Annotated in this window: 10 protein-coding genes; 8 read left to right on the top strand and 2 right to left on the bottom strand. The window is 67.2% G+C overall.

Annotated elements, in window-relative coordinates:
* Positions 1-31 precede the first annotated feature (31 nt).
* The 3 genes from A5759_RS09830 (at position 32) to secA (ending at position 4,611) form a co-directional block, all read left to right on the top strand.
* Positions 32-661: a ComF family protein gene (locus tag A5759_RS09830; protein WP_068196796.1), complete on the top strand. Its 630-nt coding sequence runs from the start codon at positions 32-34 to the stop codon at positions 659-661.
* A 327-nt stretch (positions 662-988) separates the two neighbouring features.
* The gene (gene hpf, locus A5759_RS09835; protein WP_197506014.1) at positions 989-1,624 is read left to right on the top strand and encodes a ribosome hibernation-promoting factor, HPF/YfiA family; all 636 of its coding nucleotides are present in this window, start codon (positions 989-991) and stop codon (positions 1,622-1,624) included.
* Between the two features lie 164 nt (positions 1,625-1,788).
* A complete protein-coding gene (gene secA, locus A5759_RS09840; protein ID WP_068196801.1) occupies positions 1,789-4,611 on the top strand; it encodes a preprotein translocase subunit SecA in 2,823 nt (940 codons plus the stop codon).
* Here the strand turns inward: secA and A5759_RS09845 are convergent.
* Both A5759_RS09845 and A5759_RS09850 read right to left on the bottom strand, forming a co-directional pair.
* Entirely contained in the window at positions 4,608-5,081 is a 474-nt protein-coding gene (locus A5759_RS09845) for an SRPBCC family protein (protein ID WP_068196804.1), read from the bottom strand. The two genes, secA and A5759_RS09845, sit on opposite strands and share 4 nt — an antisense overlap.
* Positions 5,082-5,097: 16 nt before the next feature.
* Positions 5,098-5,619, bottom strand: a complete 522-nt coding sequence (locus A5759_RS09850) for an Rv3235 family protein (protein WP_068196805.1) — start codon at positions 5,617-5,619, stop codon at positions 5,098-5,100.
* Positions 5,620-5,821: 202 nt separating this feature from the next.
* On the opposite strand from A5759_RS09850, the gene A5759_RS09855 reads away from it, so the two are divergent.
* From A5759_RS09855 to A5759_RS09875, 5 genes are all read left to right on the top strand, one after another.
* Complete coding sequence (locus tag A5759_RS09855; protein WP_068196809.1) at positions 5,822-7,231, top strand: wax ester/triacylglycerol synthase family O-acyltransferase; 1,410 nt, start codon at positions 5,822-5,824, stop codon at positions 7,229-7,231.
* Between the two features lie 61 nt (positions 7,232-7,292).
* Positions 7,293-9,047, top strand: a complete 1,755-nt coding sequence (locus A5759_RS09860) for a BCCT family transporter (protein WP_068196812.1) — start codon at positions 7,293-7,295, stop codon at positions 9,045-9,047.
* A gap of 9 nt (positions 9,048-9,056) precedes the next feature.
* On the top strand, positions 9,057-9,554 hold the full coding sequence (locus A5759_RS09865; protein WP_068196813.1) for a hypothetical protein: 498 nt from the start codon (positions 9,057-9,059) through the stop codon (positions 9,552-9,554).
* A 60-nt stretch (positions 9,555-9,614) separates the two neighbouring features.
* Complete coding sequence (locus A5759_RS09870; protein ID WP_068196815.1) at positions 9,615-10,748, top strand: ferredoxin reductase; 1,134 nt, start codon at positions 9,615-9,617, stop codon at positions 10,746-10,748.
* A gap of 69 nt (positions 10,749-10,817) precedes the next feature.
* Entirely contained in the window at positions 10,818-12,056 is a 1,239-nt protein-coding gene (locus A5759_RS09875; protein ID WP_068196817.1) for a fatty acid desaturase, read from the top strand.
* The last annotated feature ends 85 nt before the right edge of the window (positions 12,057-12,141 follow it).

Below are 12,141 nucleotides of genomic sequence, written 5' to 3' on the forward strand. Positions count from 1 at the left end.
CCGTGTCACCCACCACCGCCACACTGACCGCGTGCTCGATCTCGTTCTCCCGCTGCAGTGCGGCGGCTGCGGCGCACCGTCGACGCGGTGGTGCGCGGCCTGCGCGGCGACGCTGACGGTCAGGGCAGAGGATCCGCACCTCGTCTCGCCGCGGGTGGATCCCGGCGTCCCGGTGTATTCCCTGGGCCGTTACGCGGGGCCGCGGCGAGCAGCCGTCATCGCGGTCAAAGAGCACGGCCGAACCGATCTGCTGCGCCCGCTTGCCGGGGCGCTGCGGGCCGGCCTGTCCCACCTGCTGACCTGGGGTCTTCTCGATAGCCCGCTGACGGTGGTCCCCGCACCGACCCGCCGGTGGTCGGCCCGTCGGCGCGGCGGTGACCCGGTGACTCGGATTGCGCGTACCGCTGTCGCCGACCTGCCGGGGGTGGGCGTCGTCCAGGCGCTGCGCACACGCGCTCTCGTGGCGGATTCGGTCGGGTTGTCCACCGCCGATCGGCAGCGCAACATCGGCGGCCGGGTCCGAGTCGTGCGGCCTGTCGCGGACGAAGTGCTCGTCGTCGACGACATCGTCACCACCGGCGCCACCGCCGCCGAGTCGGTTCGCGTGCTGCACACCATTGGGGCGCGCGTGGCGGCCGTGCTGGTTGTGGCAAACGCGTGACCGCGCCGCGAGGCCGGATTTCAGGCCCTACATATCAGACCGAGGTGAAGAACTGGAAACAGGTACCCGGATTCACTGGCACTACCGGGTGAACGCGGCTACCGTCGGCTTCAACACCCGTGAATGACTCACGGCCGGCGCTCAGATACGAAGCGCCAGCATCGCCGACGCGGTAGGAGGTGAGTAGACGACACCTTGCACCGGCGAGCGGCGAGACATGCAAAGCCCCGTCGGTGCGGATCACGACAACCCGGGCACGCTCACGCGTGCGGACGCCGAAGAAACGAGTTGCCAAGCATGTCAAGCCAATCCCTGGACTCCCGAACGATGGTGATCGAGGACGAAACGCCCGAAACCCGACCGCGCGCCGAAGTCGCGGTCACCGGTCGCAACGTCGAGATCCCCGACCACTTCCGCACGTACGTCGCAGAGAAACTGTCACGCCTGGAACGATTCGACCGCTCGATCTATCTGTTCGACGTTGAGCTCGATCACGAGCGGAACCGACGTCAACGCAAGTATTGCCAACATGTGGAGATCACCGCGCGCGGCCGCGGCCCCGTGGTCCGCGCCGAAGCCTGTGCCGACAGCTTCTACGGCGCGATGGAATCAGCGGTGGACAAGCTCGCCGAGCGGCTGCGCCGTGCGCGTGATCGCCGCAAGATCCACTACGGCGACAAAACCCCGGTATCGGTCGCCAAGGCCACCGCGGTCACCGCACCACCCGAGCCGCTGACAGCGACGCCGGCCGAACACGACGGCGCGGCGCTCGACGAGCACGAGCCCGGACGCATCGTGCGGATCAAGGAGCATCCGGCCACCCCGATGACCGTCGACGACGCGCTGTCGCAGATGGAACTGGTAGGCCACGACTTCTTCCTTTTCCATGACAAGGAGAGCGACCTGCCGTCGGTGGTCTACCGCAGGCACGCCTACGACTACGGCTTGATTCGGCTCGCCTGAGCCGGAGGCTTGATTTCGGCGCCTGAGCCGCGTGGTTCGGTCCGGCTCACCTGAGCCGGGCCGACCCATATTTCGCCTGGCCTGACGCAGCTGGGCCGGGTTCAGGGCGCATGTCGCCTACCATGGGTTGAGCTCAAGACTTCCAAACCCATAGGGGAACTAGCGTGCTGCAAAAGTTGCTGCGTCTCGGCGAGGGCCGGATGGTCAAACGCCTCAAGGGGGTGGCCGACTACGTCGACTCCCTGGAGGGCGACGTCGAGAAGCTGACCGACGCTGAACTGCGGGCCAAGACCGACGAGTTCAAAAAGCGCGTGGACAACGGCGAAAGCCTCGACGACCTGCTGCCCGAAGCGTTCGCCGTCGCCCGCGAGGCGGCCTGGCGGGTGCTCGACCAGAAGCCGTTCAAGGTGCAGTTGATGGGCGGCGCGGCGCTGCACTTCGGAAACGTCGCGGAGATGAAGACCGGTGAAGGCAAGACGCTGACCGGCGTGCTCCCGGCTTACCTCAACGCGCTGTCGGGCAAGGGCGTGCACATCGTCACCGTGAACGACTACCTGGCCAGGCGCGACGCCGAGTGGATGGGCCGCGTGCACCGGTTCCTCGGCCTGGAAGTCGACGTGATCCTGGCGCAGATGACCCCCGACCAGCGGCGGACCGCCTACGCCGCCGACATCACGTACGGCACCAACAACGAATTCGGCTTCGACTACCTGCGCGACAACATGGCGCACTCCCTGGACGACCTGGTCCAGCGCGGACACAACTTCGCGATCGTCGACGAGGTCGACTCCATCCTCATCGACGAGGCCCGCACCCCGCTGATCATCTCCGGCCCCGCCGACGGCGCGTCGCAGTGGTACACGGAGTTCGCCAGGATCGTGCCGCTGATGGAAAAGGACGTCCACTACGAGGTCGACATCCGCAAGCGCACCGTCGGCGTGCACGAACTCGGCGTCGAGTTCGTCGAGGACCAGCTGGGTATCGACAACCTCTACGAGGCGGCCAACTCGCCGCTGGTCAGCTACCTGAACAACGCGCTCAAGGCCAAGGAGCTGTTCCAGCGCGACAAGGACTACATCGTGCGCGACGGCGACGTGCTCATTGTCGACGAGTTCACCGGTCGCGTGCTGGTGGGCCGTCGCTACAACGAGGGCATGCACCAGGCCATCGAGGCCAAGGAGCGCGTCGAGATCAAGGCCGAGAACCAGACGCTGGCCACGATCACGCTGCAGAACTACTTCCGCCTCTACGACAAGCTCTCAGGTATGACCGGCACCGCGCAGACCGAGGCCGCCGAGCTGCACGAGATCTACAAGCTCGGTGTGGTTCCCATCCCGACCAACAAGCCGATGATCCGCGCCGATCAATCCGACCTGATCTACAAGACCGAAGAGGCCAAGTACATCGCTGTCGTCGACGACGTCGCCGAGCGCTACGAGAAGGGCCAGCCGGTCCTGATCGGCACCACCAGCGTGGAGCGCTCGGAGTACCTGTCTCGCCAGTTCACCAAGCGCAGGATCCCGCACAATGTGCTCAACGCGAAGTACCACGAGCAGGAGGCCTCGATCATCGCCGAGGCCGGCCGGCTGGGCGCGATCACCGTCGCGACCAACATGGCGGGCCGCGGTACTGACATCGTGCTCGGCGGCAATCCGGACTTCCTCACCGACAAGCGGCTGCGCGAACGCGGCCTCGACCCGGTGGAGACCCCGGACGAGTACGAGAAGGTCTGGCACGAGACGCTGTCCGCGGTCAAAGCCGAGTGCGCGCGCGAGTCCGAGGATGTCATCGCCGCGGGCGGCCTGTACGTGCTGGGCACCGAACGGCACGAGTCCCGCCGCATCGACAACCAGCTGCGCGGCCGCTCCGGCCGCCAGGGCGACCCTGGCGAATCCCGGTTCTACCTGTCGCTGGGTGACGAGCTGATGCGACGGTTCAACGGCGCCACCCTGGAGTCGTTGCTGACCCGGCTGAACCTGCCCGACGACGTGCCGATCGAGGCGAAGATGGTCACCCGCGCCATCAAAAGCGCGCAGACGCAGGTTGAGCAGCAGAACTTCGAGGTCCGCAAGAACGTCCTCAAGTACGACGAGGTGATGAACAAGCAGCGCGTCGTCATCTACGACGAGCGCAGGCGCATCCTCGAGGGCGAGAACCTCGCCGAACAGGCCCGCAACATGCTCGTCGACGTGATCACCGCCTACGTCGACGGTGCCACGGCTGAGGGCTATTCCGAGGACTGGGATCTCGAACAGCTCTGGACCGCGCTGCGGCAGCTCTACCCCGTGGGCATCGACCACCACGACCTGATCGACTCCGACGCGATCGGTGAGCCCGGCGAGTTGACGCGCGAGGAGCTGCTGGAGGCGTTGATCGCCGACGCCGACCGCGCGTACGCCGAGCGGGAGAAGCAGATCGAGGAGATCGCGGGCGAGGGCGCGATGCGCCAGTTGGAGCGCAATGTGCTGCTCAACGTGCTGGACCGCAAGTGGCGCGAACACCTCTACGAGATGGACTACCTCAAGGAGGGCATCGGCCTGCGGGCGATGGCGCAGCGCGATCCGCTGGTCGAGTACCAGCGCGAGGGTTACGACATGTTCATCGGAATGCTCGAGGGGCTCAAGGAGGAGTCGGTCGGGTTCCTGTTCAACGTCGCAGTCGAACCCGCGCCGCAGCCGACCGTCGCCCCGGTCGCACCGCCGTCCGGTCTGAGCGAGTTCGCCGAGGCCGCCGCCGCACAAGCCCAAGGTGGGGTGGCGACCAAGGAACGGCCGACGGGAACGGGCCTGCGCGCCAAGGGAATCGACGACGAGTCGCGTCCGCTGACCTACACCGGGCCGTCGGAGGACGGGTCGGCCGAGGTGCAGCGGTCGGGCAACGGCAGTGGCGCCCCGCGGCAGGCTGCGCCCAGCGGCGGCACCCGCAAGCAGCGGCGCGAAGCCGCGCGCCAGCAGGCCCGCGAGCAGAAGGCGATGCGCAGGCGTTAAGAGGGCTCGACGAGCGCGGCGATACGGCGCAGCGTGGCGCGCATCCCGTCTTCGGCTTGCTTGGGTGCGCCGCCCCTCTTGAGCAGCAGGCGTTGCCGGTCCTCGGATACGTCCCAGGTTTCGCGCACCAGCGTGCCCTCCGGTGTCGGTTCGAGCTCGTAACGCCAGATGCGCCCGCCGATCAGCCCGAGGGGACCCATCGTCGTCTTCCACGCGATGCGGCGGTCGGGTTCGAACTCGACGACGGTGTTGGTGGTCCGGTATCCAAGGAACACCGACTCGGGCCTTCCGCGCATCGCCATGCCGAATGTCGCACCGGCAGACAGAGGTTGAGACTTCTCGCCGGATGTGTGAGCGACGGTGCCCGAGCCGTCGAAGGCCGGATGCCTGCCGGCGTCGGCGAGTAACGCGAAGATCGCGTCCGGGGGCGCCTTGATGACGCGCTGCACGCTGATCGAGTCTCCCTGCACGCGAGCAGGCTAGCGCTCAACCGATCTGCAGCGCGACCACCCGCCAGCGCCGGCCGTCGTACGCGATGCGCGCCGCGATAGCGCGGATGCGCTGTCCGCGACTGTAAGTGCCGAATACCTCCGCGGCCGGACCGTCGTCATCGGTCACGCGCACCCTGACCCGGCGCAGGGTGGCGACGGTGGAGTGTGGGTGGCGGGTCAGCGTGAGCACGGTTTCGATCAGCGCCGGTGCCAACAGCGGTTGCAACTGGGCGACGGGGCGCCGCCGGTCGATCACCTCGAGCACCCTGCGCAACGCCGCATCGGCGAAGGCGACCGCCGCGCGCGGCGGGGCGGGCTCGGCGGGGATCGGCATTTGCGGGCGCCGAGTGTGTACACCGGCGGATGGTCGGCGGCGCAGCGCTTTTGGCGACGGTGGCGGACAGGCGCCGACACCGAGGGGAGGCGGTTCACAGTCGATGACCGGTGCCACCAGCGCAGCCGGTCGCTGTTGGTCGGGGCCGGAGGCGGCCTCGGCAGGGGTGCGGAAGGATGTCACAACGCGTTCTCCAGCGACTCGACGAGACAGGACCCGTCTGCTGGAGAGTTGGCAGACACCACCATGATCGCACGGTCCGCGGGGGCTCCCAGACAGCGATAAGCACCCGTGATGCGCATCCTCGGGGTTTGCCTATAGCGTGGCGGGGACTTCGGCGCCCGCGGTCGGACCGCGGGCAGTACAGGGGAGGGGCGACGTCGCGATGGTCACCCGGTTGTCGACGGCGGACGCGTCGTTCTACCGCCTGGAGAACACGTCGACGCCGATGTACGTGGGTTCGCTGGCGATCCTTCGCAAACCCCGCAGCGGCCTGAGCTACGAGACCCTGCTGGCCACCGTCGAACAGCGGCTGCCACAGATACCCCGCTACCGGCAGAAGGTGCGTGAGGTGACGTTGGGCCTGGCACGCCCGGTGTGGGTGGACGATCGCGACTTCGACATCACCTACCACATCCGTCGCTCCGCGCTGCCGTCGCCGGGCAGCGACGCCCAGTTGCACGAACTCATTGCGCGGCTGGGGTCCCGGCCGCTGGACAGGTCGCGGCCGCTGTGGGAGATGTACCTGATCGAAGGCCTGGCCAAGAACCGCCTCGCGATCTACACGAAGTCGCACCAGGCGCTGGTGAACGGCATGACGGCCCTCGAGATCGGCCACGTCATCGCCGACCGCACCCAGAAGCCGCCGGAGTTCGGTGAGGACATCTGGATCCCGCTGCGCGAGCCCAGCGATCGGCAGTTGCTGCTCGGTGCGCTCGGTGAGTGGATCACCCGGCCCGCCGAGCAGATCAGTGCGGTCCGCAACGCCGTCGTCGACGTCGCCACCAACGCGGGCCAGTTGGTCGACATCGGCCGCCGCGCCCTCGAGGTGGCCCGCACCGTGGCGCGCGGCACCGCGCCGAGCAGCCCGCTGAACACCACCGTGTCGCGCAACCGGCGGTTCACCGTCGCCTGCGGACGGCTCGAGGACTTCCGCGCGGTGCGCGCCCGCTACGACTGCGACGTCAACGACGTGGTGCTGGCCGTGGTGGCCGGCGCGTTACGCAATTGGCTGATGTCGCGCGGTGAACCGGTGACCTCGACCGCGAGAGTGCGGGCGATGGCGCCCATGTCGGTGTATCCGGATGCCGAACTCGACGCGACCGGCCCGGGTCAGGCCATCAGCGAGGTGACGCCGTTCCTCGTCGACCTTCCCGTCGGTGAGGGCAACCCGGTGGTGCGGCTCTCGCAGATCGCCCACGCCACCGAATCGGCGTCCACCGCCGCGAGCCTGGTCGACGCGAGAACCATCGTGACGCTGTCCGGGTTCGCCCCGCCGACCCTGCACGCGATGGGCATCCGGGTGGCGACCACGTTCTCGGCGCGCCAGTTCAACCTGCTGATCACCAACGTGCCGGGTGCACAGCATCAGATGTACATCGCGGGCACCAAACTGCTGGAGACCTACGCGGTACCGCCGCTCTTGAGCAACCAGGTGCTGGCGCTGGGGGTGACGTCCTACCACGGCATGGTCTACTTCGGCATCAATGCCGACCGCGACGCCATGAGCGACGTCGATGTTTTGCCGAGCCTGCTGCGCGAGTCGATGGAAGAACTGCTAGAAGCGGCCCAATAACACCCTCTGTGCGTTTGCGGGATTGACTCTCTCAACGCCAGCGGGGTCGAATTGGGTCACCATGACCACGAGCGCAGAGAACGAGACGCCAGGAAAAGCCAGGTCCGCCACACAGCGCGCATTTCGATCGCCGACCGATTCCGTCGTACCCCACCCGGCACTCGACCTGCCGCCACATGATGACGCGTTCACCCGCTCGCGCGGCGTGGACTGGGTCGTCTTCGGGGTCACCGCGGTCATTGCGATTGCCTTCCTGGTGTGGGGCTTCGTCAGCACGGAGTCGCTGGCCTCCGCTTCGGACAGCGCGCTGACGTGGGTGATGGACAACACCGGGTGGCTGTTCGTGCTGACGGCCTCCGGTTTCGTGGTGTTCATCCTGTGGCTGGCGATCGGTCGCTTCGGCGCCATCCCGCTCGGTCGTGACGACGAGGAACCCGAGTTCCACGGGGTGTCGTGGGTCGCGATGATGTTCAGCGCCGGCATGGGGATCGGGCTGATGTTCTTCGGGGTGGCCGAGCCGCTTTCGCACTACGCGACACCGCCACCGGGCACCGGCGAGCCGGGCAACACCGAGGCCGTGCAGACCGCGATGGCCACCACGCTGTTCCACTGGTCACTGCACCCGTGGGCGATCTACGCGGTGGTCGGCCTGGCGATCGCCTACGGCGTCTACCGCAAGGGCCGGCTGCAGCTGATCAGCGCGGCGTTCGAACCGCTGCTGGGCTCGCGCGCCAACGGACCGTGGGGCAAGGTCATCGACATGCTGGCGATCTTCGCCACGCTGTTCGGCTCGGCCGCCTCACTCGGTCTGGGTGCGCTGCAGATCCGCAGCGGCCTGCAGATCGTCGGCGGTATCGGGGAAACCGGCAACACCATCCTCGTCGTCATCATCACGGTGCTCACGATCGCGTTCGTGCTGTCGGCGGTCTCCGGGGTCGCGCGCGGCATCCAGTGGCTGTCCAACATCAACATGGTGCTGGCGATGGTGCTTGCATTCTTCGTATTCGTCGTCGGGCCAACGGTTTTCATCCTCAACCTGCTGCCGACATCGCTGGGCAGCTACATGGCCGACTTCGCGATGATGTCGGCGCGCACCGGCGCCGAGGGCTCCGCGGTCAACGTGTGGCTGCAGTCGTGGACGATCTTCTACTGGGCGTGGTGGGTGTCGTGGACGCCGTTCGTCGGCATGTTCATCGCGCGGATCTCGCGGGGGCGCACCATCCGTCAGTTCGTCACCGGCGTGTTGTTGGTGCCGAGCCTGGTGTCACTGGTGTGGTTCGCGGTGTTCGGCGGGTCGGCGATCCGCGTACAGCAGGAGGGCACCGACCTCGCCGGCGAAGGCAGCATCGAGGCTCAGCTGTTCGGCCTGCTCGAGCAGTATCCGATCGCGACCGTCGCCAGCGTGCTGGTGATGGTGCTGGTGGCGATCTTCTTCGTCTCCGGCGCGGACGCCGCGTCGGTGGTGATGGGATCGCTGTCCGAACGCGGCACGATCAGACCCGGTCGAGCCACCGTGATCTTCTGGGGTGTAGCCACCGGCGCCGTCGCTGCGGTGATGCTGCTGGTCGGCGGGGAGGACGCGTTGACCGGGTTGCAGTCCATCACCATCATCGCGGCGCTGCCGTTCGTCGTGGTGATGGTCGGCCTGGCCGTGGGGTTGGTCAAGGACCTGCGCCGCGACCCGATGATGGTGCGAAAGAAGTATGCCGAAGAGGCCGTCGACAGCGCGGTCATCCACGGTGTCACGGAGCACGGTGACGATTTCGTCATCTCGGTGGAGAAGGATCCGGCGAGCGAGAAATCGCCTGACGACTAATCTCGCCTGGTGCGCGTCTACATCCCCGCGACCCTGACCATGCTGCAGCAGCTCGTGGCCGACCGGGTGCTCCATGCCCGCAGCGGTACGGCGTTCGCGGTGACGCCCGTCCTGCGCGAGTCCTACGCCGAGGGCGACGACGAAGAACTCGCCGAGGTCGCGCGCCGGGAAGCCGCGCTGGCGTCGCTGCGCCTGCTCGGGAGCGAAGGGGTGGGCGACCTGCCGCCGCGCCGCGCGGTGGTGGAGGCCGAGGTCGACGGCGTGACGCCGCGCCCCGATCTCGATGACGCGGTGGTGCGGCTGGCCGGTCCGGTCGCCTTCGAGGACGTCATCGCCGCCTATGTCGACAATGCCGAGGCCGAGTCCGCGGTGTTGCCCGCGATCGAGGCCGTCGACGACGCGGACCTCGGCGACGAGGATGCCGACTTCGTCGTCGGTGATGCCCAGGACCACGACCTGGCCTGGTACGCGCCGCAGGAGTTGCCGTTCCTGCTTGAACTGCTCTGAGCCCGCATCGGCCTTGATCTCGGCTGGATACGGCAGCGTAGGTTACGGTACCGTAGGTTCATGGCCAAGAACTCCATCAAGGTGTCGGCCAATGTCGCCGACACGGTGAAGCCGACGGTCGCCGGGACCAAGAACCCAGGCCTGCACGCGCTGCGGACCATCGTGGGACGGATCACCACGCCGCTGCTGCCCGACGACTACCTCAAACTCGCCAACCCGCTGTGGTCGGCGCGTGAGTTGCGCGGCCGGGTGCTGAGCGTCCGGCGCGAAACCGAGGACTCGGCGACGCTGGTCATCAAGCCGGGCTGGGGCTTCTCGTTCGACTACCAGCCCGGCCAGTACATCGGAATCGGCGTGCAGATCGACGGCCGTTGGCGCTGGCGGTCCTATTCGCTGACCTCGGCGCCGTCGCGCACCACCCGAACCATCACCATCACGGTCAAGGCCATGCCAGAAGGGTTCCTGTCGACGCATCTGGTCGACGGGTTGGCGCCCGGCACGATCGTGCGGCTGGCCGCGCCGCAGGGCAACTTCGTCATGCCCGACCCCGCCCCGGCGAAGGTGCTGTTCCTCACCGGCGGCTCCGGTATCACGCCGGTGATGTCGATGCTGCGGACGCTGGTCCGCCGCGACCAGATCACCGATATCGTTCATTTGCATTCTGCGCCAACCGAATCCGATGTCATGTTCGCCTCCGAACTCGCCGAGCTGGCCCGCGCGCACCACTCCTACCGACTGCGGACACGCGCGACGCGCACCCAGGGCCGGCTGGACCTGTCGCGCCTCGACGACCAGGTGCCCGACTGGCGCGAGCGACAGACCTGGGCGTGTGGTCCCGAGGGCATGCTCGATGCCGCCCAGCGGTGCTGGTCGAGCGCCGGCCTCGGCGAACGCCTGCACCTCGAGCGTTTCGCGGTGTCCAAGGCCGCCGTGCACGGGCAGGGCGGCACCGTCGAGTTCGCGCGCAGCGGCAAGACGGCCACCGTGGACGCCGCGACTCCGCTGATGGACGCCGGGGAGCAGGTCGGGGTCCAGATGCCGTTCGGCTGCCGGATGGGTATCTGCCAGTCATGTGTGGTGGGTCTGGTCGAGGGCCACGTCCGTGACCTGCGCACCGGTGTCGAGCACGAGCCGGGCAGCCGGGTACAGACCTGTATCTCCGCGGCATCCGGCGATTGCGTGCTCGATGTCTGAGGTTTACTGGCCGGTAACCTACGGGTACGTAGGTTACGGTAACGTAGGCACGCGAGAGGAGGCTTGACGATGGCAATCACTGACGTTCCCGAATTCGCGCACCTGACTGACGCGGACATCGAGAGTCTGGCGGTAGAACTGGATGCGATCCGGCAGGACATCGAAGACTCCCGCGGTGAGCGCGACGCGCGCTATATCCGTCGCACCATCGCCGGCCAGCGTGCGCTGGAGGTCGCGGGCCGCCTGATGCTGGCGGCAAGCTCGCGCCGCTCTGCATGGTGGGCAGGTACCGTCACGCTGGGCGTGGCCAAGATCATCGAGAACATGGAGATCGGCCACAACGTCATGCACGGGCAGTGGGATTGGATGAACGATCCCGAGATTCACTCCTCGACATGGGAGTGGGACATGAGTGGCTCGTCCAAGCACTGGCGCTTCACCCACAACTTCATGCATCACAAGTACACCAACATCCTGGGCATGGACGACGACGTGGGCTACGGCCTGCTGCGGGTCACCCGGGACACGAAGTGGAAGCCGTTCAACCTCGGAAACCTGCTGTACAACACGATTCTCGCGCTCGGCTTCGAGTGGGGCGTCGGCCTGCAGCACGTGGAGTTGGGCAAGATCTTCAAGGGCAGGGACAACCGCGACGAAAGCAAGGTCCGGGCACGCGAGTTCGCCGCCAAGGCGGGCGCGCAGTTGGTCAAGGACTACGTCGCCTACCCCGCATTGACCTCGCTGTCGCCCGGTGCGACATACCGGTCGACGCTGACGGCGAACGCGGTCGCGAACGTGATCCGCAACGTCTGGTCGAATGCGGTCATCTTCTGCGGCCACTTCCCTGACGGCGCAGAGAAATTCACCAAGACCGACATGGTCGGTGAGAGCAAGGGCCAGTGGTATCTGCGACAGATGCTGGGCAGTGCCAACTTCGAGGGCGGCCCGGTGCTGCGGTTCATGAGCGGCAATCTGTGCCATCAGATCGAGCACCATCTGTATCCGGACCTTCCGAGCAACCGTCTGCACGAAATCTCGGTTCGGGTGCAGCAGGTGTGCGACAAGTACGACCTGCCCTACACGACGGGTTCGTTCCTGCTGCAGTACGGCAAGACGTGGCGGACCATCGCCAAACTGTCGCTGCCGGACAAGTACCTGCGCGACACCGCTGACAATGCGCCAGAGACGCGCAGCGAGCGGATGTTCGCCGAACTGGAGCCGACCCAACGGCGTGGTCTCAAGTCGTCGATGGCCGCCGTGCGGGCCCGCCGCCGGGAGAAGCGCGCAGCCAAACTGGCCGCCGCCTAGCCCCCTCCTTCCGGTTTGCGCGAGCGTGCGTGCTTGCGCACGACACGCCGCGCATTCTCGACACTTTGCGCAAGTTGGCGCCGCG

This window comes from Mycobacterium sp. 852014-52144_SCH5372336, from assembly GCF_001665615.1.
In the GTDB taxonomy this organism is placed as follows: domain Bacteria; phylum Actinomycetota; class Actinomycetes; order Mycobacteriales; family Mycobacteriaceae; genus Mycobacterium; species Mycobacterium neumannii_A.

What these genes read in the sequence shown, in the direction of transcription:
- hpf (WP_197506014.1), top strand. Translation starts at nt 989, where the DNA reads ATGGTGATCGAGGACGAAACGCCCGAAACCCGACCGCGCGCCGAAGTC.
- A5759_RS09855 (WP_068196809.1), top strand. Translation starts at nt 5,822, where the DNA reads ATGGTCACCCGGTTGTCGACGGCGGACGCGTCGTTCTACCGCCTGGAG.
- A5759_RS09860 (WP_068196812.1), top strand. Translation starts at nt 7,293, where the DNA reads ATGACCACGAGCGCAGAGAACGAGACGCCAGGAAAAGCCAGGTCCGCC.
- A5759_RS09870 (WP_068196815.1), top strand. Translation starts at nt 9,615, where the DNA reads ATGGCCAAGAACTCCATCAAGGTGTCGGCCAATGTCGCCGACACGGTG.
- A5759_RS09875 (WP_068196817.1), top strand. Translation starts at nt 10,818, where the DNA reads ATGGCAATCACTGACGTTCCCGAATTCGCGCACCTGACTGACGCGGAC.